The 22932-nt window shown below is 41.4% G+C and carries 18 protein-coding genes; 11 read left to right on the plus strand and 7 right to left on the minus strand.

Annotated elements, in window-relative coordinates; all coding sequences use genetic code 11:
• Positions 1 to 260 precede the first annotated feature (260 nt).
• Together HWQ40_RS18975 and HWQ40_RS18980 are read left to right on the plus strand one after the other, a co-directional pair.
• Positions 261 to 5732 carry a Calx-beta domain-containing protein gene (locus tag HWQ40_RS18975; protein ID WP_292780367.1) on the plus strand — a complete coding sequence of 1824 codons (5472 nt, stop codon included), beginning with the start codon at positions 261 to 263 and terminating at the stop codon, positions 5730 to 5732.
• Positions 5733 to 6026: 294 nt separating this feature from the next.
• A complete protein-coding gene (locus HWQ40_RS18980) occupies positions 6027 to 6491 on the plus strand; it encodes a helix-turn-helix domain-containing protein (protein WP_292780371.1) in 465 nt (154 codons plus the stop codon).
• A 259-nt stretch (positions 6492 to 6750) separates the two neighbouring features.
• On the opposite strand, the gene gatA is transcribed toward HWQ40_RS18980, so the two are convergent.
• On the minus strand, positions 6751 to 8211 hold the full coding sequence (gatA, locus tag HWQ40_RS18985) for an Asp-tRNA(Asn)/Glu-tRNA(Gln) amidotransferase subunit GatA (RefSeq protein WP_292780374.1): 1461 nt from the start codon (positions 8209 to 8211) through the stop codon (positions 6751 to 6753).
• Between gatA and HWQ40_RS18990 the strand changes: the two genes are divergently transcribed.
• The 3 genes from HWQ40_RS18990 (at position 8210) to HWQ40_RS19000 (ending at position 10713) form a co-directional block, all read left to right on the plus strand.
• Positions 8210 to 8335, plus strand: a complete 126-nt coding sequence (locus HWQ40_RS18990) for a hypothetical protein (RefSeq protein ID WP_292780377.1) — start codon at positions 8210 to 8212, stop codon at positions 8333 to 8335. The genes gatA and HWQ40_RS18990 overlap by 2 nt on opposite strands.
• Positions 8336 to 8561: 226 nt before the next feature.
• The gene (locus HWQ40_RS18995; protein WP_292780380.1) at positions 8562 to 9914 is read left to right on the plus strand and encodes an OB-fold nucleic acid binding domain-containing protein; all 1353 of its coding nucleotides are present in this window, start codon (positions 8562 to 8564) and stop codon (positions 9912 to 9914) included.
• A 202-nt stretch (positions 9915 to 10116) separates the two neighbouring features.
• On the plus strand, positions 10117 to 10713 hold the full coding sequence (locus tag HWQ40_RS19000; RefSeq protein ID WP_292780383.1) for a hypothetical protein: 597 nt from the start codon (positions 10117 to 10119) through the stop codon (positions 10711 to 10713).
• A 114-nt stretch (positions 10714 to 10827) separates the two neighbouring features.
• Here the strand turns inward: HWQ40_RS19000 and HWQ40_RS19005 are convergent, their stop codons facing one another.
• The 5 genes from HWQ40_RS19005 to HWQ40_RS19025 all read right to left on the minus strand — a co-directional run bounded on the left by HWQ40_RS19005 (position 10828) and on the right by HWQ40_RS19025 (position 15324).
• Entirely contained in the window at positions 10828 to 11430 is a 603-nt protein-coding gene (locus HWQ40_RS19005; protein WP_292780386.1) for a heme-copper oxidase subunit III, read from the minus strand.
• Between the two features lie 94 nt (positions 11431 to 11524).
• Positions 11525 to 13186 carry a cytochrome c oxidase subunit I gene (gene ctaD, locus HWQ40_RS19010; RefSeq protein ID WP_292780389.1) on the minus strand — a complete coding sequence of 554 codons (1662 nt, stop codon included), beginning with the start codon at positions 13184 to 13186 and terminating at the stop codon, positions 11525 to 11527.
• A gap of 13 nt (positions 13187 to 13199) precedes the next feature.
• On the minus strand, positions 13200 to 14114 hold the full coding sequence (locus tag HWQ40_RS19015) for a cytochrome c oxidase subunit II (protein ID WP_292780409.1): 915 nt from the start codon (positions 14112 to 14114) through the stop codon (positions 13200 to 13202).
• 95 nt (positions 14115 to 14209) lie between these two features.
• Positions 14210 to 14827 (minus strand): DUF2231 domain-containing protein, encoded by a 618-nt coding sequence (locus HWQ40_RS19020; RefSeq protein ID WP_292780411.1) that lies wholly within the window; start codon positions 14825 to 14827, stop codon positions 14210 to 14212.
• Complete coding sequence (locus tag HWQ40_RS19025; RefSeq protein ID WP_292780392.1) at positions 14824 to 15324, minus strand: DUF2231 domain-containing protein; 501 nt, start codon at positions 15322 to 15324, stop codon at positions 14824 to 14826. Before HWQ40_RS19025 ends, HWQ40_RS19020 begins: the two co-directional genes overlap by 4 nt.
• Between HWQ40_RS19025 and HWQ40_RS19030 the strand changes: the two genes are divergently transcribed.
• From HWQ40_RS19030 to HWQ40_RS19055, 6 genes are all read left to right on the plus strand, one after another.
• Entirely contained in the window at positions 15306 to 15446 is a 141-nt protein-coding gene (locus tag HWQ40_RS19030) for a hypothetical protein (RefSeq protein WP_292780394.1), read from the plus strand. The genes HWQ40_RS19025 and HWQ40_RS19030 overlap by 19 nt on opposite strands.
• 688 nt (positions 15447 to 16134) lie before the next feature.
• On the plus strand, positions 16135 to 17136 hold the full coding sequence (locus HWQ40_RS19035; RefSeq protein WP_292780396.1) for a metal ABC transporter substrate-binding protein: 1002 nt from the start codon (positions 16135 to 16137) through the stop codon (positions 17134 to 17136).
• A gap of 150 nt (positions 17137 to 17286) precedes the next feature.
• Positions 17287 to 18066 (plus strand): metal ABC transporter ATP-binding protein, encoded by a 780-nt coding sequence (locus HWQ40_RS19040; RefSeq protein WP_292780399.1) that lies wholly within the window; start codon positions 17287 to 17289, stop codon positions 18064 to 18066.
• Between the two features lie 45 nt (positions 18067 to 18111).
• Positions 18112 to 18975, plus strand: a complete 864-nt coding sequence (locus tag HWQ40_RS19045; protein WP_292780401.1) for a metal ABC transporter permease — start codon at positions 18112 to 18114, stop codon at positions 18973 to 18975.
• A 64-nt stretch (positions 18976 to 19039) separates the two neighbouring features.
• On the plus strand, positions 19040 to 19612 hold the full coding sequence (locus HWQ40_RS19050; protein WP_292780403.1) for a chemotaxis protein CheB: 573 nt from the start codon (positions 19040 to 19042) through the stop codon (positions 19610 to 19612).
• A 4-nt stretch (positions 19613 to 19616) separates the two neighbouring features.
• Entirely contained in the window at positions 19617 to 21764 is a 2148-nt protein-coding gene (locus HWQ40_RS19055; RefSeq protein ID WP_292780405.1) for a response regulator, read from the plus strand.
• A 106-nt stretch (positions 21765 to 21870) separates the two neighbouring features.
• Here HWQ40_RS19055 and HWQ40_RS19060 read toward each other — a convergent pair whose 3' ends face one another.
• Complete coding sequence (locus tag HWQ40_RS19060) at positions 21871 to 22242, minus strand: DUF2237 domain-containing protein (RefSeq protein WP_292780407.1); 372 nt, start codon at positions 22240 to 22242, stop codon at positions 21871 to 21873.
• Positions 22243 to 22932 lie beyond the last annotated feature (690 nt).

Genomic DNA, 22932 nt, shown 5'->3' on the forward strand with positions numbered 1-22932 from the left:
CAGTTGTCTTGTCACTAGACTTAGTATAAATTGCTATAAACAAAAGCTGTAACTAAAAAATAGCTAACTTTATTTAAGGCGTGCTTGCTTATATAACAACTAAAAATATTGCGGTTTTTTCTCATTAGATAAAAGGTTTAATTACCGATTTAATTTGGGAATGAAAGCGAATGCATAGTCATTCACTTTCTATTTTGTTATGCACGCTCAATATTACCAAGCTAACTAAAGCTAAAAAATTATATTTAAGGACAATAATTATGATCAAACTGCCAGAAAATCATTACCCTAAAACCAGAAATAAGTCTACTATAAAATTACTAGAAGCAAGCACAAATATTGTTTTTATAGATCCAAAAGTTATAGATTACCAAAGTTTGGTGTCTGGTATCGCACTCGGCAGTGAAGTTGTTATTCTTGATCCCAATAGAGACGGTTTAGCACAAATCACTGAGTTTCTCGCAAAACGTGAATCCAATTCAGTTCAATCAATTCACATTGTTTCTCACGGAAGTGTGGGAAGTTTGCAACTAGGGTCAATCAACTTCAGCCTTAGCAACCTGGATAGCTACAAAAATCAGTTACAAAAGTGGGCAAGTGCTTTAACTGAGAAAGCTGACATCCTACTTTATGGCTGTGACGTAGCCAGTGGTGAAGGCACAAAATTTGTGCAGCAGATTAGCCGAATTACTGGAGCAGATGTTGCCGCTTCCAATAATAAAACAGGAAGTGCAGCTTTAGGTGGCGACTGGGATTTAGAGGTGAAGACGGGGAAAATTGAGACTTCCCTGGCATTTCAATCACAAGTAATACAGGCTTACAAATCTATTTTACCAGCTAGTTTTACTGGCACATACTCTCAAAACTTCGACACATTAGCTGCTTCAGGAACATCTATTGCTTGGACTAATGATTCAACTATTTCAGGCTGGTATGCCACAAGAACAAATTACATCACTGGTACTGGCAGTAATAACACAGGTGGATTGTACAGTTTTGGTAGTGCTAATAACGCAGATCGGGCACTTGGTTCCGTAGCTTCTGGTACTACAGGAGCTATTTATTATGGGTTGCGCCTTCAAAACAACACAGGTTCAGCAATTACTAAGTTGCAAGTAAGTTACACGGGTGAGCAATGGCGTAATGGTGGTAATACATCGCAGCAACAGCTGAAATTCAGTTATCAAACTGGGTTAACTCTCACAAGTTTGACAACAGGAACATGGACGCCTGTGACATCGCTAGATTTCACCGGGCCAATTGCAACTGCAAACGCAGGTGCTCTAAATGGCAATCAAAGTGCCAATCAAACTGTCATAACCCCTGTAATATTTAACCTAGCTACCCCAATAGCTAACGGTGAAGAGATTATATTGCGTTGGGAAGACATAGATAATGGAAACAACGATCATGGTTTAGCGATTGACGATGTATCTGTCAAACTAAATAACACCACTTATATAGTAACTAACACCAATGATAGCGGTGCTGGCTCGTTGAGGCAAGCTATTATCAATGCCAATAACGATCCAGGGATTGAGACAATCATCTTTGATACGACTGGGATATTCGGTGATGCTACCCCCGACACTATTACCCTAACTTCTGGGCAATTAAGTATTACTGAAGGAGTCATCATTCAAGGAACTGGGGCTAATAAACTCACCATTAGTGGTAACAATGCTTCTCGTGTTTTTAATGCCACTGCCTCCTTCTCAATTGATGGGTTGAAGATAACTGGAGGAAATGCAGGAAATAACAACGGTGGCGGCATCAACAGTAATAGTGATGTCACAGTCAGCAATAGTACTCTTTCTGGCAACACCGCTAACAGTAGTGGTGGTGGCATTTATAGCAGTAGTGTCACAGTCAGCAATAGCATCATTTCTGGCAACACAGCCAACAGTAACGGCGGTGGTATCTACAGTACCACTAGTGCAACAGTCAGCAATAGTACTCTTTCTGGCAACACCGCGAGTAACAGGGGCGGCGGCATCTACAGCAGCAATACTACTATTAGCAATAGTACTTTTTCCGGCAACACTGCTAACGATAACGGCGGTGGTATCTTCAGCAGTACTCTTCTGACCATAAGCAATAGCACTATTTCTAGCAATACAGCAAAAAATTCTGGTGGTGGCATCTACACCAGCAATGCCACGGTTAGTAATAGCACTATTTTTGAGAACACTGCTGATAGTGATAACAATGGCACAGGTAATGGTGGTGGCATTTTTAGGTCTGGCGGTACAGTAAGTATCAGCAATAGCATCATTGCTGGCAATATTGACCGAGGTAATCAAGGGCCAGATATCTCTGGGATCAACTTCAATGGTAATGCTTACAACCTGATTGGCAATCTTGCTGGTAAATCATCCGGGACTCTGGGCACGGGTACAGATATTATTAACCCCAATCCCGGACTCAAACCGTTAGGAGATTACGGTGGTTCTACACAAACTCACGCCCTAAGCTTTTCCAGCCCTGCCAGGAATGCTGGCGATCCGGCTTACAGCGGTGGCTTAACTACCGATCAGCGTGGCACGGATTTTAACCGTATTGAAAGCGGGAAAATTGACATTGGAGCATTTGAATATGTGCTTCCAAAAGTCAGCTTTGGTGCTGCTACGTACAATGCAACAGAAGATAGTACCGCCACTACAGTAACTATTCCTGTTACCTTAGATGCTTCTCCAGAAACGGCTGTCACAATTCCTATTGTCGTCAGAAATACTAGCACGGCTACTAGTGGCAACGATTACACTTTTTCCCCCACTACCATCTCTTTTGCTGCTGGCGCAACAGGCTCAAATTTAACAAAGCTAATTACTTTTACTATTAACCCAGACGATTTACCTGAGAATGCAGAAACAGTTGTACTCAACTTCGGCACGCTAACAGGGGCTGATTTGGGGACAATAACTGAAACTACTCTAAATATTGCTGCTAATGATTCAATTCAGTATGCAATTTCCACTCCCACTTCAACTTTAATTGAAGGTAATAGCGGTACTCAAGCTGTTAGCTTCACGGTTACTCGCAGTGGTGGTATTGGCGTGGCTAGTACCGTAAATTATGCTTTTAACGGTGCGGCAATTTTTGGCAGTGACTATAACAATATTCAAGTGACAGGTGGAGGAAGTGCTGCATCTGGGACTTTAAGCTTCGCTGTTGGGGAAACCACGAAAACAATTACAGCCGATGTTTTGGGTGACAACACATTTGAACTCAATGAAGATATTACTGTTATCCTGAGTAACCCCAACCTCACAACTGCGCCAGCAAATTCCACAATTACTAACAGTTTGGCTACAGTAAACATCATCAACGATGATAGCCAACCAACTATCAGCATCTCGGATGTCTCTGTTACTGAAAACAACACGGGTACAACAACTAACGCTAACTTTACTATCAGTCTTTCTAATCCTAGTTATCAGCAGGTTACTGTAAATTATAACACTAGTAATGGCACTGCTCAAGTTGCTGACTCTGATTACAACTCTGCTTTTGGGACGATTACTTTCAATCCTGGCGAAATCAGTAAAACCCTTAGCATTGGTGTTGTAGGCGATAACAAATTTGAAACCGACGAGATATTTTCTGTCAATCTTTTGGGTGCGACAAATGCCGCGATCGCAGATAGTTTAGGAGTTGCTACCATCATCAACGATGATAACCAACCAACTATCAGTATCTCGGATGTTTCAGTTACTGAAGGCAACACAGGTGCAACAACTAATGCTAACTTTACTATCACTCTCTCCAATGCCAGTTATCAGCAAGTTACTGTAAATTACAACACGAGTGATGGTACTGCTCAAGTTGCTAACTCTGATTACAATTCGGCTTTAGGGACGATTACTTTCAATCCTGGTGAAACTAGCAAAGTTATTAGTATTGGCGTCATCGGCGATAACCAAACTGAAACTGACGAGACATTTTCTGTCAATCTTTTGGGTGCGACAAATGGCGCAATTACTGATAGTTTAGGAGTTGCTACCATCATCAATGATGACAACCAACCAACTATCACTATCTCAGATGTTTCAGTTACTGAAGGTAACACAGGTACAACAACTAATGCTAACTTTACTATCAGTCTTTCTAATCCTAGTTCTCAACAGATTACTGTAAATTTCAACACCAGTGATGGTGCTGCTGAAGTTGCTGACTCTGATTACAACTCTGCTTCCGGGACAATTACTTTCAATCCTGGCGAAACTAGCAAAACTCTTAGCATTGGTGTTATAGGCGATAATAAAACTGAAACTGACGAGACATTTTCTGTCAATCTTTTGGGTGCGACAAATGGCGCAATTACTGATAGTTTAGGAGTTGCTACCATCATCAATGATGACAACCAACCAACTATCACTATCTCAGATGTTTCAGTTACTGAAGGTAACACAGGTACAACAACTAATGCTAACTTTACTATCAGTCTTTCTAATCCTAGTTCTCAGCAAGTTACTGTAAATTTCAACACGAGTGATGGCACTGCCCAAATTGCTGACTCTGATTACAATTCGGCTTTAGGGACGATTACTTTCAATCCTGGTGAAACCAGTAAAACCCTTAGCATTGGTGTTGTAGGCGATAACAAATTTGAAGCTGACGAGACATTTTCCGTCAATCTTTTGGGTGCTACAAATGCCGCGATCGCAGATAGCTTAGGAGTTGCTAGCATCATCAACGATGATAACCAACCAACTATCAGCATCTCAGATGTTTCAATTACCGAAGGCAATACAGGCACAACAAATAATGCTAACTTTATTATTACTCTCTCCAATGCCAGTTATCAACAAGTTACTGTAAATTACAACACGAGTGATGGTACTGCTCAAGTTGCTGACTCTGATTACAATTCGGCTTTAGGGACGATTACTTTCAATCCTGGCGAAACTAGCAAAACTCTTAGTATTGGAGTCATCGGCGATAACCAAACTGAAGCCAACGAGACATTTTCTGTCAATCTTTCAGGTGAGACAAATGCGACGATAGCAGATAGTTTAGGAGTTGCTACCATCATTGATGATGACAACCCAACAACTGTCAGTATCTCGGATGTCTCAATTGCTGAAGGTAACACAGGCACAACAACTAATGCTAACTTTCTCGTCACTCTCTCCGCACCGAGTTTACAGCAGGTTACTGTAAATTACAACACTACTGATGGCACTGCTAAAGTTTCTGACTCTGATTACAATTCTGCTTCTGGGACAATCGTTTTCAATCCTGGTGAAACTAGCAAAGTTATTAGTATTGGTGTCATAGGTGATCAAAAAGCTGAAACCAACGAGACATTTTCTGTCAATCTCTTCGGTGCTACAAACACCACGATTACTGATAGCTTGGGAGTGGCTACTATCATAAATGATGACCAACCCCCAGCCATCAGCATTGCAGATGTGTTAGTCAAAGAAGGCACCACAGGAATGACAACTAATGCTAATTTTGTCGTCACCCTCTCTAATGAATTCTATCAACCGATAGTCGTAAATTACAGTACAAGTGATGGGACTGCTAAAGAATCTGACTCGGATTACAATTTTGGGTTGGGGACAATTGTTTTCAACCCTGGCGAAACTAGCAAAGTTATTAGTATTGGCGTCAGAGGTGATAATAAAGTTGAACCCAATGAAACATTTTTTGTCAATATCTATGGTGCAGCAAATGCCATATTTAATAATAATCAAGGAGTTGGCACAATCAAGAATGATGACTAATCGTTATTGAATAGAACATTAGCGATCGCTGCAATTATCCCAGTCCAGATAGCCGTTGGGAAAATACTTGTATTATAAGTTGCAGCTTATTACTTTTTGTAACCAACTCTATTGTAAATAAAGTATTAATTGTAACTAATTTTTTACTTAGATAGAGTTGGACTAGCATTTTAAAATCCAGGATTAAGCCATTATCAAAAAAATTTATCCTAAAATCAAATATTCAGTAAATTTACGTATGCGGATTGAAGTCTTCTCAATGAATAGTAGAATTAGCCCATACAGGAGAAGACTGTGACGCTCTTAAATGAAGCTCAAGTAGAGCAACTAAAGGAAATAACCACACGCTTGCGACAAGTAAGACAAGAAAAATCTATCCGCATAGAAGAAATAGCCTCTCAGACAATGCTTCGAGTAGGTATTTTGCAAGCTTTAGAAGAAGATCGATTTGAAGAATTGCCTGAGCCAATTTTTCTTCAAGGATTCATCCGTCGTTATGGAGATGCTTTAGGGCTGGATGGAAATGCTTTATCGTACAGCCTTGTAACTAATATTGTCTGTCAAGACTCCAAAAATGCTCGTAATAATTCAGACAACAAACAAAATACATACATACCTCTTATTCTGACCTATATTTTATTATTGGTCGGTGCATCTGCTGGTCTTCTTCATATACTTAATCCACAGCTTACAGCTGAATCCCTGACTCCAGAAGACAATAATCAACAGTCAATAGTCAGCAATCAGACTAACAAATGACCAAAAACATAAAGGGAGTGGAGAGACGCGATTAATCGCGTCTCTACCGAGTATCTCTACCGAGTAAAAGAAAAGAATTAATAACCAATGACAAATGACCAATGACTCTCAGGAGTGCTGAGTGCTGAGTGGGGAATCTCACTTTTTTACTCAGAACAGAGAACGGACTAAACGCCCCGTTAGCGCAGCCTCTCCTAGAGAAGAAAGCTAACAGAACTGTTTTGCCCAATGACCAATGACCAATGACAAATGACAATTTTCAAGATATTTGCGGTTTACGCAGATGCCAAGTAGTAGATTGTTCATAAGCATAAGCTACCTGAAACAGTTGCTCTTCTCGCAACACATTGCCAATTAGCTGTAATCCTATCGGTAGCCCTTGTTCGTCAAAACCACATGGCAAACTTAAACTAGGTAAACCAGCAAGATTCACAGGAATAGTCATCAAGTCATTTAAATACATACTCAAAGGGTCAGTAGTTTTTTCCCCTGCTTTGAATGCTGTAGTGGGAGATGTGGGACAAACTAACACATCAACCGCGCCAAAAGCCTTTTCAAAGTCTTGCTTAATCAAGGTGCGGACTTTTTGCGCTTTCAGGTAGTAGGCGTCATAATAGCCAGCCGAGAGGGCGTAAGTGCCAATCATAATCCGGCGTTTGACTTCTGTACCGAAACCGGCTGCACGGGTACGAGTGTACATTGATAGCAGGTTATCTGCATCAGGAGCGCGATACCCATATTTAACGCCATCGTAACGAGCTAGGTTTGCTGATGCTTCTGATGGGGCGATGATGTAGTAGGTGGGTAAGCCATAGCGAAAGCGGGGACAAGAAATTATATGAATTTCCGCTCCTAGACTTTGTAGTTGATCTACTGCTTTGGTAACAGCTTGTTCCACTACAGAGTCTAAACCTTCACCAAAAGTTTCTTTAATGATACCAATTCTTAGCTGACCTCTGGGTTTGAAGTTTGGTTTTAAGCTAGCAGCATAGTTGGGAATGGCAACCTTCAGGCTGGTAGAATCTTTGGGATCGTAACCTGCGATCGCACTTAATAATATTGCGGCATCTTCTACCGTATTTCCAAATGGGCCAATTTGATCCAAAGATGAAGCGTAAGCCACCAAACCATAACGAGAAACCAAACCATAAGTAGGTTTCATTCCCACCACACCGCAGAAAGATGCAGGTTGCCGAATCGAACCACCAGTATCAGAACCGAGAGCAACTACACATTCTTGAGCCGCCACCGCCGCCGCCGAACCCCCCGAAGAACCACCTGGAACTCGTGACAAATCCCAAGGATTAGCCGTGACTTGATAGGCAGAGTTTTCTGTGGAACTACCCATTGCAAACTCATCCAAGTTGGTTTTGCCTACCATTACTGCCCCAGCATCTGCCAGTTTTTGCGTCGCTGTTGATTCATAAGGCGGCACGAAATTTTCCAAAATCCGGGAGGCGCAGGTGGTAGGAATCCCCTTGGTACACATATTGTCCTTGATACCCACAGGAATGCCCGCTAGCAGCCCAATTTCTTCTCCGGCAGCAATTTTGGTATCCACAGCACCCGCCTGCTCTAATGCCCGATCTGCCGTCACACATAAAAAGCTGTGCAATTTCGGCTCTAACGCTTGAATGCGCTCTAAAGCTTCTTGGGTAATTTCAACGGCAGAACGTTCTTTTTTAACCAGCTGTTGGTGCAACTCGCGGATGGATGCCATGATTGCTCTCTTTGTGACTCAAGTCATTGATTCTAGTACATATTGGTCAAAATTGGGTATTGATTATTGGGCTTTGGGCATGGCTTATTCTCCTCTGCTTGCCATTCCCCATTCATCTGAATAAGCGGATTAATATGTATTGAAATGTGTTTAATAAGTTTTGAAAAACAGCAAATACATGGCTATCAACCATCTATTGAATAGTTTGCCAAAGTTTTCATATATATTGGCTACTTTTGTGTAAGAGTATAGCAGTGTTTTCTAATGATATAATTTTGTATTACAACCTTCTTAATACTACAAAAATTATAATTTTATCAATTCCACAAAATTTTTCGAGGTAAGGTAGGATGATAAAAATAGCCACACGTAAATATTTAGGCAAACAAAATGTTTATGACATTGGGGTTGAGCGTGACCATAATTTTGCAATTAAAAATGGCTTAATAGCTGCTAATTGTTTCAATAAATCCCATTCCACAGCCTATGGTTATGTAACTTATCAAACAGCATATTTAAAAGCTAATTACCCATTGGAATATATGGCAGCGCTGTTAACGGCTAACAGTGGTGATACCGATAAGGTACAGAGATACATTACTAACTGTACAAATATGGGGATTTCCATAGATCCGCCAGATATTAATCGTTCTGGTGTTGATTTTACGCCAACGGCAGGCAAGATTCTGTTTGGATTTTCGGCGGTGCGTAACGTGGGACAAAATGCGATCGCCTGTATTTTGGAGGCGAGAAATGAGACAGGAGAGTTTAAAACACTCGCTGATTTTTGCGATCGCGTGGATTTGCGTGCAGTTAACCGCCGCACTCTAGAGTCGCTGATTTATTGTGGAGCCTTTGACAAAATTGAACCCAACCGCCAACAGTTAATTAACGACTCAGAATTAGTGTATGATTGGGCACAATCTCGCGCGAAAGATAGAGCTAGTGGTCAAGGGAATCTATTTGATTTATTGGGCGACGGCTTTTCTTCGACTCAGAATAAAAGAGCAAGTAATGCCTTTGAAACTGCTCCAAAATCTAAACCTATAATGGATTTTACTGCCCAGGAAAAATTACAAAAGGAGAAAGAATTACTAGGCTTTTATGTATCAGATCATCCCCTGAAATCCTTACGACAAATAGCACCACTTTTGACACCAATTAACCTTTCGCAACTAGCAGATCAAAGAGAAGAAACGAGGCTTTGTGCAGTTGTCATGTTAAATAACGTGAAAAAAGTGGTGACAAAAAAAGGCGATCAGATGGCAATCTTGCAAATAGAAGACCTAACTACACAATCAGAAGCTATAGTTTTTCCTAAAACTTATGAACGCATTAGTTCCATACTCCAAGTTGATACGAGATTGATTATTTGGGGAAAAGTAGATCGACGTGACGAGCAAACTCAATTTATTCTCGAAGATGCAGAACCAGTGGAAACAGTACAAATGGTGATGGTGGAGTTAAATCCCCAGCAAGCAGGTAATATCGATTACTTACATCACTTGAAAACAATTTTACAAGACCACTCAGTAGACAAAGAAAAGGCAAAAATGCCAGTGATTGGAATTATCCAAACTGAAACTTCTCGTAAGCTTGTTCGCTTGGGTTGGCAATTTTGTGTACAAGATTCTCGAATAACTGTTCAAGCCTTACAAAACGCCAGTTTTCATGCTCATATAAAATCGCTGACTGGTAGCTGAGGCCAGGAGTGAAAAATCCACCAATACTGAAAAGCAACTTAAAAATTCATTTGATTGAACTGTCAACAGTAAATTGCCTTAAGTATTTAGGATTTTAATCGTTTTTTTAGTTACTTATGCGGATGATAATTTCCTTGAGGGAGTGGTATCTTTTTATGCTAATACCCTTAAGGCTGCGACCGGGGGAAGGAGTTAGAACTTGATGATCGTCAACGAGCTACATAGATTTGTTTCATACTGTAAAAAAATTCAACCCCAAACTCACGAGGACATTCAAAAATTTTTTGAAGGAGTGATATTATTTCCTTATGATAAGGAACTTCTATTGCAAGCTTATTTATTTCTGAATATTAAAGAATTGTTTCCCTCGTGCGCTGAATTGCTGTTATTTGAAAAGTCTCCAATTTCAGATTACACAGATTTAGGGAAGTGTGATTTTGTCTTCCTGACTTTTAAAGGTAGTCTGTTTTTAATTGAAACTAAGTTTATTGATACAGAAGCAACTGGAGCAACAGAACGAAAAAGAAGAAATAAGCATAGAAACAAGGTATTTGAGCAAGTTATTACTTTAAAAGGTCGATTTAGCGAATATTGGAATATGAGGCTAGATCAATTAGAGTGCGGGGTTTTCACAACAGATGCAGAAGTTGCTTGGCGAGGAAATGGTGTGAATGTCACATCTAAATCAATATCTATAGATAAGCTTGAACAATGGCGAAGAAGCTATCACAGTAGTGAAAAATTTTTATCTCATCAAGATGGGTCAAAGTTTGAGGAAAGGTTGAATTTGAAAGGTTGAACTAAGACCCAAATATAGTTATTACAGTAAATGGTGTATGGGGCATAAAAGTAATTAACAATGCCACATACACCAACCCAGAGAAATTATCTGGGTTTTCCTTCCCATCAATCTTTACTGCCAAACATAGATCAGGACAAACAAAATAATCCAGATAACATCGACGAAGTGCCAAAACAATGAGGTTGCATTTACGCCGTAGTGACCTGTATCGTAATTGCCAGGTAGGAAAGAACGTACCAAAATTATCAACTGCAACAAAATACCTGTGAAAACGTGCAAACCGTGGAAGCCTGTAAGCAGATAGAATGTACTACCAAATACCCCGGAGGTGAAACCAAAGGCGAGGCCGTTCCATTCAATCGCTTGACCAACTAAAAAGTAAGTTCCCATTGCCATTGTTGCCAAGAGAAATAGGCGAAATTTCACTAAGTCATGGCGTTGCAGGGCACGTTCTGCTAAGTAAATTACAAAGCTACTAGCAACAAGAATTACTGTGTTGATTGCTGGTTCTTTTATTTCTAGTCCAGAAACACCAACTGGTAGCCAGTTAGGTGTTGTTGTTTTGTAGATGGCATATCCAGCGAAAAAACTTAAGAAGATGACGCTTTCTGACAGGAGGAAGACGATGAAGCCAAACATTTTGTTGCCTTCTTCGTCGTGGCTGTGTTCTGCGCTTGTATGGGGCAATTCATGGGAATTGATATAGCTGTCCATTTTGGTTTTTGAGGGGGAGTTTGAAACGCAAAGGAACGCGGAGGGAAGCGCAGAGGTACGCGGAGGGTTTTTGCGTCTTCCCGATAGTTTGCGTTTATTCTGGGAGGTTGGATGTTAAGGGTTCTGATTTGCCGTAGCCGTAGGGTTCGGAGATGATGATGGGAGTTTCTTCAAAGTTTTCTACTGGGGGGGGTGAAGAAACTAGCCACTCTAGTCCGATTGCTCGCCAAGGGTTAGCGGGTGCTTTCTCGCCTTGCATCCAAGAAATCACCATGTTGAATATGAAAGGCAAGGTGGACATTCCTAAGAGAAATCCGCCGAGGCTAGCGATGATATTCCAGAATTGATACTCTGGGGCGTAGGAAGCGACTCGGCGTAACATCCCTTGCAATCCTAATGGGTGCATGGGCAAAAAGTTGAGGTTGGTGCCGATGAAGGCTAACCAGAAGTGGATTTTACCCCAGCTTTCGGAGTACATCCGCCCAGTCATTTTGGGGAACCAGTGATAGATGGCAGCAAATAAGCCCATCGTCACGGTGCCGTAGAGGACGTAGTGGAAGTGTCCCACCACAAAGTAGGTATTGTTAACGTGGACATCAACCGGCACGGAGGAAAGCATGATGCCTGTGATACCAGCGAAGACAAACATGACTAATCCGCCCAAGGCAAATAGCATGGGGGTATTTAGCCGCAGTTTACCGCCCCAAATAGTTGCTACCCAGGCAAATACTTTAATTCCTGTGGGGACAGATACAAACATCGTTGTCAGCATGAAAATCAACCGCATCCATCCTGATGTACCACTGACGTACATGTGGTGTACCCAAACAATGCCGCTCACTCCTGCAATCAAGATGGATGAAATAGCAACTACTTTGTAACCAAATAGAGGTTTACGTGAATAAACTGGGAAGATTTCTGAGAAAATCGCAAAGACAGGCAAAATAATCACGTAAACGGCGGGGTGGGAGTAGAACCAGAAGTAATGCTGGAACATAACTGGATTCCCACCCTTGGCGGGGTCAAAAAAGGCGGTGCCAACTGTGAGGTCGAGTAACAGCATTACTGCACCAGCTGTCAGTGCAGGTAATCCGAATAGTTGGATAATCTGGGCGCTAAACACTCCCCAGACAAACAAGGGCATCCGAAAGAAGCCCATTCCGGGGGCCCGCATCTTGACAATTGTGGTGACAAAGTTCACTGCGCCCATAATTGAAGATACGCCGGATATTGCCACCGCTAAGAGCCAGATAACTTGACCATTAATTAAGTTACCTGTGGGATTCTGGAGACTAACTGGCGGGTAAGACCACCAACCCGCTTGGGCAGGGCCACCAGGAACAAAGAAGCTACCCATCATCAAAATCCCAACTACTGGCACCATCCAAAAGGCGACGGCGTTGAGGCGGGGAAATGCCATATCTCGCGCCCCAATCATCAGGGGCACTAAATAATTAGCAAAACCAACCAGTGAGGGAAATGTCCACAAGAACAGCATCACGGTGCCGTGCATGGTGAACATGCCGTTATAGACAGTGCGATCGACTAAATCTGATTCGGGTGTTAGCAGTTCTCCCCGCATCACCATTGCAAAGATACCGCCGACGAGAAAGAAGAAAAATGAGGTAACGAGATACTGGATACCAATAACTTTATGGTCGGTACTAAAGCTGAAGTATTCTTTCCAGTTACTCGGAGATTCGTGGTTAGGCTTCTCATTAGGGAGAAGGATACCTTCAATAGGAACATTAGTCATGATTACTTTCCTTTCAACCAGGTGAATTGACTAGAGGAGGTGCAGCAGGTGGAACTGTGACCCAACCAGTTTGGACTGATTGATTGGATGTTTGGGCATACTCAGAAGCCGCTTGATTATTTGCTAGGGATGGCTTTTGGATTGCAGCTTGTGCTAGCCACTGCTGATAATCTTCAGGAGATTCGACGACTACATTCGCCTGCATCGTCGCAAAGTATGTACCGCTATATTGAGAATCGGTCAATCGGTATTTGCCGGGACGGATGGGAGTAAATTCAAAGTCGATCGCATGGTTGGGAATAATATCCTGCTTGAGGCGGAATGCAGGAATGTAGAAGCCGTGCAAAACGTCTTGCGATCGCAGCGCTAAACGTACCCGGCGATCGCTAGGTAAATGCAATTCGGTACTGGTAATATCTCTTTCAGGATAATGAAAAACCCACGCCCACTGTTTAGCTAGTACGTCGATTTTTTCTACAGGTTCTGCTAAAGCGTTAGCTGGTGCTGCATGAGCCGATTCCATTCTCAGCGGATTATGCAAATGAACTAATTCCGATGGGCCTTGAATTCCCATTTGTTCATAAACTTGGTAGCTGTAGCCTGCAATCCAAAACACTAACAGAATTGGGATTGCTGTCCAGACAACTTCCAAGGTGACATTACCTTCAATTGGGGGGCCGTCAGTGAAGTCATCTTTGACTGCCCGATGGAAGATTACAGAATACATCAGAGTACTTGTTACTCCCAAGAAGATGAAAGCACCGAGGGTTACTAAGAAGCTAATCAAATCATCAATTAGTAGGGATTCGGCTGCTGCTTGGGGGGGAAGCCAGGAGTAAACCTGCTTGCCAATCCAGAGACTGGTGGAAGTCACTGCGATCGCGCCTGTAAGCAGCGTCAAAATATTTAAAATCTTCTGGATTTTCATGGTCATTGGTCATTGGTTATTGGGCATTGGGTATTGAGCATTAGTCATTGGGTTAGTAACTTTAAACAAATGACAAAAGACAATTGACAAATGACTTATTTGAGTGTTGTGTTGAGGTCTTGACCTAATCGCAGCAAATTATCTGCGGTATTATGTACGCCAAACTCGGCGGCTAGTTGCGCTCCTAGTGTGCCGTGGATGTACAGAATGAACATGATTGCTATGCCTGCGAACAGATAGATCCATTGCACTTCTCTATCTGTCTGTTTATATTCTTGTTTCCCCCAAACGAAGCGCTGCCATGCTCTCCAGATGGTCATGCTAACAATCAGCGCTAATAAGAACACACCACCCACACCATGCCAAAGCATAGTTTCCATTGCCTGTAATCCCCAGGCACTCTTCATATCAGCTGGTGGTGCTGCCAATAGCATTTCGTAAAAGCCTGCTCCCACCGTGAAAAATGTGATGATGCTGGCAGCTAACATGTTGTACCAGCCAACAGCAAATAAGTTGTCGCGTTCGACAGTAATTGCCAAAAATTTGAAGACCCATTTTTCAAAGGGGAACAGAACACCAACAATATCAAAGGTCATTGCAATGATGAACAAACCTATTGTCAGATGGACTAAGTTGGGATGAATGGGAATTGTGTAAGGTAATCCGTTTGCGCCTAGAGAGCCGCTCAATTGGTCAATCAATTCTGATTTCATCGCAACAAACCATCCTTTACTGCTTCCACCACTGGCACGGTATGCAATCCATACACCCAAACAAGTTGATCTCCGAGATATACTTGCAAGCCAACTATCAAGGTTAAAACTAGTCCGGCTCCCAAATAATAAATCGGTACTTTTTGCGGATTACGGGCACGAATTACATAGCGCCAAGCTGTAATCGCTGTAATAATTCCTGAAAGCGACCAACCAATTAGCGTATGTAAATTCAGCACCGATTTCGCTAGGCTGTAAGGCTGTGCTAATCCCGCTTCAAACTGACCAAAAATAATCGCAACGAAGATGGCGATCGTGGCAACCAACATATTCCACCAACTCACCTCAAAAAGACCGGATTTGCCAGTAAAATAGCCAATTACATCGCAGAAGAAGGAAAACAACACCATCGCAATTACGAAGTGGACAACGATGGGATGAATCGTATCTGGATAGGGCAAATTGTGGTCGTTCAAAGATGTCAAATACTCAAGCATTGTCTTCTCCTGGACATATCTACCGCACTTTGGTCAATCAATTTTGGATTTTGGATTGGCGATCGCGCAGTCTTAGCAAGCGTCTTTTAGATTTATTCCGTCCCAGACGAGATATAAACTAGAAGACCTAACCAAAAATCTAAAATCGCTAGTCAAACTTCAATAATTGATGGACACTCACTAACATCACCACAAGTATCCATCCATAATTGACCGGATTCTGTTCAATATCTGCGCGGTTCAATACGCTTAATCATGTCTTAGCTTTTTATAGCCAAATCTGGTTAAATTGCCTACATGAAATAATTTTGGTTTTGATTCATTTCCTTATGCCAATAGTCTGTAACAGCAATTCTTGGTGTAGCTAAATAAAATCGCTGTCGTTTGTTGATTTGCTTAATCTATCTTTTAGCTTAAGTAAATTTTTATGAATTGTCAAAAAAATAAATATTAAACTTTTAAAAGTTAGTTATCTAACAAAAAAATATTTTTACAATGTATTGATTTTTGCATTATTTGAAATATAAAAAATTCCAAACATAAGATTTGTCTGTAAGGTATTTCACAATAAGAAAATATTGGTTTGTGATGCAAACAACAAAAATATTTGAACCACTTAAAAAGTGCCGTAAAATGAGAAAAGGAAGGAATCAAGGCGAATCCAGGTTAAATCAGAACCCAGAAATACAGAAATACAGTTTATTGCAATAGGTTCACTTTTTTCCTCTAATATTATTTTCATAATTATTTCATTTTTATCTTACTTCTGCTAAAGTGAGACAAAAGTGAGAAGATTATGAAATTGTTATAATGAGATTCAATATCAATAACTTTCAGATGCAACTACCGCAGTACGGGCAAAAATTAGTTATAGCGTCTGGGCTGCTATTGGGGCTATGTTTGGGTGGGTGTAGCCCGTCAACCTCCAATTCTCAACCACAGTTAAGTGCAAACCCAGCCACAAGTGCCACCACTAACCTAGATAAAAAAGGTAAAAAAGTAGTTCTTACAACCTTTACAGTCATTGCAGATATGGCGCAAAACGTGGCAGGAGACAAGGCGATTGTTGAATCTCTCACCAAACCAGGGGCGGAAATTCATGGTTACGAACCAACTCCTAGCGATTTGGTGAGGGCGCAAAAAGCAGACCTAATTTTGAATAATGGTCTGAATTTAGAGCGTTGGGCACAGAAATTGTATAACAGCGTTCCTAATGTACCTCACGTTACCTTAAGTGAGGGAATTAAACCTGTAGAAATTACGGAGGATGCCTACAAAGGGAAACCTAATCCCCATGCTTGGATGTCACCACAAAATGCCTTGATTTACGTAGAGAATATTCGTAAGGCATTAGTTAATTTGGACTCAGCGAATGCAGAGACTTATAACACCAATGCCAAAGCATACAGTCAAAAGATTAAGGAAGTTGATGAGAAACTGCGAAAAGCCGTGTCGGTAGTTCCAGCAGACAAGCGTTACATGGTAAGCTGTGAAGGCGCATTTTCATACGTTACCCGCGATTATGGTTTGAAAGAAGCTTATCTCTGGGCAGTCAACTCTGAACAACAAGCTACTCCCAAACAGCTAGAAAAAGTCATTGATATAGTTAAAAAAAATAAAATACCTGTAGTTTTCTGTGAAAGTACAATCAACGATGGAGCGCAACGTCAGGTAGCTAAAGAATCGGGAGCAAGGTTTGGTGGAGTGTTTTACGTTGATTCCCTATCTCCAGCAAATGGGCCAGCACCAACTTATCTCAAGTTACTAGAACTTAATATTAATACTCTAACTCAGGGATTAGAGGAAAAGTGAGCAAGTATGCAAGAATAAATTTAATTATTTAAAATTAGCTTGTAGTAAGGACTTTAGTCCTGTTTTATTCTCTGGAAAACGTTACGTGTTCGCAAAAAATGCTGGAGCCGCTCACTACAAACTAATGATTAATCTTAGAGGTGATTTTTAGTGAAATCTATTAGTATTGATGTCGAAAATTTGACAGTTGCTTACCACGGCAAAGTTGCTTTACACGGTGCTTATTTGCAAATTAAAGCAGGTTCAATTAGTGGTTTAGTGGGGATGAATGGTAGTGGTAAATCAACCCTATTTAAAGCGATTATGGGTTTTTTGAAGCCAGTTACAGGGCGGGTTTTGATTAATGGCTTCCCGATAAAAACTGTACAGAAAAAAAGCTTAGTTGCTTATGTACCACAGTCGGAAGAGGTAGACTGGAATTTTCCAGTAAGTGTCCATGATGTGGTGATGATGGGGCGCTATGGATACATGAATATACTGCGAATTCCGTCGGCGAAAGATCAAAGAGTGGTGAGAGAAAGTTTGGAAAGGGTGCAAATGTGGTCAATGCGCGATCGCCAAATTGGAGAACTCTCTGGTGGACAGAAAAAACGTGCCTTTCTCGCCCGTGCTTTAGCACAACAGGGAGCAGTTTTACTATTAGATGAACCTTTCACTGGGGTAGATATCAAAACAGAAAAAGCCATGATTGACTTATTATTGGAATTGCGAGAAGAAGGTCATACAATTTTAATTTCTACCCATGATTTAGCCTCTATCACTACTTTCTGTGACCAAGTAGTACTCATTAACCGGACTATTTTAGCTTATGGTGATACATCCGAAGTATTCACAGAAGAAAATCTATCACGCACTTTTGGCGGTTCTCTTGGAGATTTCTCTCTCAGCAAAAGTCAGATAATCCGTGGAAATCAAAATGAATCTGATTGATTGAGATTTTTTAATTGATATTGCTTGGATTAGAGTTATAAAAATATGAATACTCTCGGATTATTAGACTGGTTAACCACACCCCTACAGCATGAATTCATGGTGAAGGCAATTTGTGTAAGTGCCTTAGTTGGGGTGGTCTGTTCTGTTTTATCTTGTTTTATGACCCTCAAAGGTTGGGCATTGATGGGAGATGCTGTTTCCCATGCGGTAATGCCTGGGGTAGTAATTGCTTATGTTTTAAATATCCCTTTTGCTGTAGGCGCTTTTGTCTTTGGAGTGGGTTCAGTTATTGCGATCGGTTATATTAAAGCGAAGACGAGAATTAAAGAAGATACTGTCATCGGACTTGTATTTACAGGATTTTTTGCTTTGGGTTTGGTACTAGTTTCCAAAACTCCAAGCAGCGTAGACTTGACGCATATTTTGTTTGGAAATGTCTTAGGTATTTCTAATGAAGACATTATCCAAACTGTGATTATTAGTGTAATTACCTTAGTAACAATAGCTGTTTTACGCAAAGACCTACTATTATTTTGTTTTGACCCCACTCATGCACGTTCTATCGGCTTGAATACAGGAGTGCTACACTATATTTTACTATCATTACTATCGCTAACTGCTGTCGCCGGACTCCAGACAGTAGGAATTATTCTGGTTGTAGCGATGTTAGTTACTCCGGGAGCAACGGCTTATTTATTAACAGACCGTTTCGACCACATGATACTAATTGCAATGGCATCGGGCGTATTTTCTAGTGTTATGGGGACTTACATCAGCTATCATATCGATGGTGCAACAGGGGGTTGCATAGTTGTGTTACAAACCTTGTTGTTTGTCATAGCAATGATTTTTGCACCTAAACATGGATTACTGGTAAGAGCAAAGAAGCAGGAAAACACTGACTGAATTCAGTATGAAAGAGCTTTTGCATTTACATAACCCACATTCTGCAGGTGTGAGGGCGAAACAAGTGTCGTTTAAAATTGTGGTAATTGGTACTTCTTTAGGCGGATTATCAGCATTGAAAATTGTCCTGGGTAATTTACCAGCAGACTTCCCTGTACCGATCGCGATCGTGCAACACCGTCACAAAGAGTCTAGCAACACACTCCAGGATTTATTACAAGAATCCAGTTTGTTGAAAATTCGAGAAGTGGAAGACAAGGACGAAATACTACCGGGACATATCTACATAGCCCCAGCAGATTATCATTTACTGGTTGAACCAGGTCACTTTGCTCTTTCGACTGATGAGCCTGTTTCTTATGCTAGACCATCTATTGATGTGCTATTTGAGTCGGCAGCCGATGTCTACATAGAGGAAGTTATTGGTGTAATATTGACAGGAGCAAACCAAGATGGTATGCAAGGTCTTAAGAAAATAAAAGCGCGGGGAGGAATTACCATTGTACAAGAACCTGCCACAGCGGAGAGCGACATTATGCCAGAGGCAGCAATTTCTGCTATTACAGTAGACTGGATTTTGACACTCTCAAACATTGCTTCCCAGATGGTCAAGCTTTGTCAATTATCACAGAAATAAACCGATGCAGATGGAACCCAAAGTCAACATCCTCCTAGTAGATGATAAACTAGAAAACTTGCTGGCACTAGAGGCAATCCTAGAAAAACTAGGGGAGAATCTCGTGAGAGCTACTTCCGGGGAAGAAGCTTTGAGGTGTCTGCTGCATCAAGACTTTGCGGTGATTTTGCTGGATGTGCAAATGCCAGGGATGGATGGCTTTGAAACTGCTACCTTAATTCGCAATCGCGGGCGATCGCGTCACACTCCAATTATCTTTCTCACTGCCTTTAGCACCAGCGACCAAATGCTGTTTAAAGGCTATGCCTTGGGTGCAGTTGATTATTTGCTCAAACCACTAGACCCCAATATTTTGACTTCTAAAGTCACAGTATTTGTAGAACTATTTAAGAAAACAGAAGCTGTCAAGCAACAAACAGCGCAACTGGTAGCTGTGAATACCGAACTCAGGCAAAGTGAAGAACGATTCCGATCACTAAGTACCTGCTCACCCGTTGGTATTTTTGAAACTGATACTGAAGGCGACTGTAAATATACTAATCCCCGCTATCAGGCAATTTGTGGCTTGAAAGCGTCAGAGAGTTTAGAAAAGAGATGGCTGGAATCTGTTCATCCAGAAGACAAAGAACGAGCGATCGCTAGTTGGTCTGCTTACATTTGTGAAGGTCGAGAATACTCAGAAGAATTTCGCTTTCAAGCTGCTCACGGTAACATTCGTTGGGTTCAAGTTCGCTCATCACCGATGCTTTCCAGTCAAGGAGACTTGTTGGGTTATGTAGGCACTCTTGAAGATATTACCGAACGCAAGCAAGCAGAAGAAGTCCGCGCTCAAGTGATTCGCGAACAAACCGCAAGACAGGAAGCAGAAGCTGCGAATCGGATGAAAGATGAGTTTCTAGCTGTTCTCTCCCACGAACTCCGCACGCCTCTAACCTCAATGCTGGGCTGGTCAAAAATCCTCCGCACCAAGAAACTTGACGAAAAAGCCACTTACCGCGCTTTGGAGGCGATCGAACGTAACGCCATATCTCAGATGCAACTAATTGAGGATATTTTGGACGTATCCCGGATTATCCGTGGTCAGTTACGGTTAAACGTATCGGCAGTGAATCTAATCTCGGTGATGGAGGCAGCTTTAGAGGCAGTGCGTCCCCTAGCAGAGCCAAAAGATATTCAATTAAATACTGTCCTCGATACTTCGATAGGGTCAGTTTATGGCGATCCAGCCCGTTTACAGCAAATTGTCTGGAACCTACTAACTAATGCTATCAAGTTTACCCCAAAAGGTGGTAGGGTAGAAGTCAGGCTGTCAAAGCATTTTGGATTTTCGATTTCAGACTTCGGTGTAAGCGCTCAGTCGAACGATTTTGGATTTGAATCTCATAGTGAAAATTTAGACTCTTCAAATACTGATGAAAGCAGTAATCTACAATCCAAAATTCAAAGTTCAAAATCCCAGTATGCCCAAATTCAAGTTATCGATACAGGCATTGGCATCAGTTCCGAGTTTTTACCCAAAGTATTTGAGCGGTTCCGGCAAGCAGACAGCACCACAACGCGATCGCACAATGGACTAGGACTAGGATTAGCGATCGTCCGTCATCTAGTAGAACTACACAAGGGGACAATTTTTGCCCAAAGTTTAGGTACTGGACAAGGAGCAACCTTTACTGTAAGACTACCACTCTTACAAGACAATAGGGTAAATAGAGAAGCAACAGGAAAAATTTCCTCCTCTGTAGCATCTACGCCCCTTGCGGGATTAAGAGTTTTAGTTGTAGATGATGAAGCAGATACCCGTAACTTTCTCAGTTTTATGTTTGAGGAATATGGGGCTTTTGCCACTGCGGTAGCATCAGTTGATGAAGCGCTAGTAGTACTTGAACAAGCAAAACCAGATATCCTGATTAGCGACATCGGCATGTCAGAGCAAGATGGTTATACACTTATTAGGAAACTGCGCTCTTTAGAACCAGAAAAAGGCGGACGCATCCCCGCGATCGCTTTAACAGCATACACGCGAGAGGAAGACCGCTTGGAAGCCCTTGCAGCAGGATTTCAGCAGCATTTATCTAAGCCAATTGACCCCAATAAATTGATTGTTGCGGTTGCCAATGTATTAGAACTGCCTCTGGAAGTTCCAGTGAGTTGATTTGGACTATGGAGTGGGGAGTGGGGAAAGCAGGGGGGCAGGGGAGCAGAGGAGAAGTTACAGTAGTTTTCCCCTCTGTTCCCCCAGACTTATGCCCAATGCCCAATCAAGATGAAGTTAGGGCATGTTTTTTGAGTTCGTCTAGAGAAACTACTTCCAAAGCTCTAGCATGGGTTGCTGAAAGTATTACAGGTGGAGCAACGCCAGCTTCTAGAGCTTCTTGCCAACGAGAAGCACACAAACACCAGCGATCGCTAGGCTTCAATCCAGGAAAATTAAAATCAGGAACAGGTGTGCTTAGGTCGTTCCCCTGCGATTTGGTGAACTCCAGGAATTCTGACGTCACTTGGGCACATACGACATGCGACCCGAAATCCTGACCACCTGTACGACAAAAACCGTCGCGGTAAAACCCAGTCACAGGAGAAGTACAGCAAACCTCTAGGTTTCCATCGATTACATTTTTAGCGTCTGTCATCGTTAATTCGTTGTACTTGATTTTTCCACTTGATATAAGCTTATATTTATTGTCAATTCCCTGGTTGAATTAAAATCGCGATCGCTAATTAAATTCCCAAATGCAGAGAATTTTAAAATTACTTATCTCAAAATCGCTAAAAATAAATTTCTCAGCAGAATATCTAAGAGCGATCGCTCTTAGTTTAAATAAAAACCCCTGGCTAACTACCAGGGGTAATGCAAGTCAGTACTTTTCGCATGGAATGTATCCTACTCCAATACCATAACAACCCTCTAGTTTACAGATATGCCATTTTGCCAAACAAAAAAAAGCCCTCAGTGGTAAGCTGAGGGTTGATTTTTTTTAGAATAGCGGTAATATACAAAGCTATTATTCCCAGATAAGTAAGTAAATAATACTTATAGCCCTTTTTAATTTGGTGTAATACAGAAGCCAGTTGTTGCAAAAAGAAGTGGCTTTCAACCATCAGAATTTCTTGTTCCCTTTTCTACGAAAGCCTGCGTGAACAGAGGGTTACTCCCGTTGAGCAATCATAGACATAAATTAGACACACATTCTAAAGAACCATATAACCAGATATGTAATGTCATACAAAACATAACATCGGCGTATTCCTACTTTGTTGTTTGCTTTTAAATAAGCAAAACTAATAACTTGTATCAGGTTTAGTGAAGTAATAAAACTTGA

This window comes from Nostoc sp. NMS9 (assembly GCF_017114995.1).
Lineage (GTDB): Bacteria > Cyanobacteriota > Cyanobacteriia > Cyanobacteriales > Nostocaceae > Nostoc.

What these genes read in the sequence shown, in the direction of transcription:
- HWQ40_RS18975 (WP_292780367.1), top strand. Translation starts at nt 261, where the DNA reads ATGATCAAACTGCCAGAAAATCATTACCCTAAAACCAGAAATAAGTCT.
- HWQ40_RS18990 (WP_292780377.1), top strand. Translation starts at nt 8,210, where the DNA reads ATGATTGCTCTCTTTGTGACTCAAGTCATTGATTCTAGTACATATTGG.
- gatA (WP_292780374.1), bottom strand. Translation starts at nt 8,211, where the DNA reads ATGGCATCCATCCGCGAGTTGCACCAACAGCTGGTTAAAAAAGAACGT.
- HWQ40_RS18995 (WP_292780380.1), top strand. Translation starts at nt 8,562, where the DNA reads ATGATAAAAATAGCCACACGTAAATATTTAGGCAAACAAAATGTTTAT.
- HWQ40_RS19000 (WP_292780383.1), top strand. Translation starts at nt 10,117, where the DNA reads ATGATCGTCAACGAGCTACATAGATTTGTTTCATACTGTAAAAAAATT.
- HWQ40_RS19005 (WP_292780386.1), bottom strand. Translation starts at nt 11,430, where the DNA reads ATGGACAGCTATATCAATTCCCATGAATTGCCCCATACAAGCGCAGAA.
- ctaD (WP_292780389.1), bottom strand. Translation starts at nt 13,186, where the DNA reads ATGACTAATGTTCCTATTGAAGGTATCCTTCTCCCTAATGAGAAGCCT.
- HWQ40_RS19015 (WP_292780409.1), bottom strand. Translation starts at nt 14,114, where the DNA reads ATGAAAATCCAGAAGATTTTAAATATTTTGACGCTGCTTACAGGCGCG.
- HWQ40_RS19020 (WP_292780411.1), bottom strand. Translation starts at nt 14,827, where the DNA reads ATGAAATCAGAATTGATTGACCAATTGAGCGGCTCTCTAGGCGCAAAC.
- HWQ40_RS19030 (WP_292780394.1), top strand. Translation starts at nt 15,306, where the DNA reads ATGTCAAATACTCAAGCATTGTCTTCTCCTGGACATATCTACCGCACT.
- HWQ40_RS19025 (WP_292780392.1), bottom strand. Translation starts at nt 15,324, where the DNA reads ATGCTTGAGTATTTGACATCTTTGAACGACCACAATTTGCCCTATCCA.
- HWQ40_RS19035 (WP_292780396.1), top strand. Translation starts at nt 16,135, where the DNA reads ATGAGATTCAATATCAATAACTTTCAGATGCAACTACCGCAGTACGGG.
- HWQ40_RS19045 (WP_292780401.1), top strand. Translation starts at nt 18,112, where the DNA reads ATGAATACTCTCGGATTATTAGACTGGTTAACCACACCCCTACAGCAT.
- HWQ40_RS19055 (WP_292780405.1), top strand. Translation starts at nt 19,617, where the DNA reads ATGCAGATGGAACCCAAAGTCAACATCCTCCTAGTAGATGATAAACTA.
- HWQ40_RS19060 (WP_292780407.1), bottom strand. Translation starts at nt 22,242, where the DNA reads ATGACAGACGCTAAAAATGTAATCGATGGAAACCTAGAGGTTTGCTGT.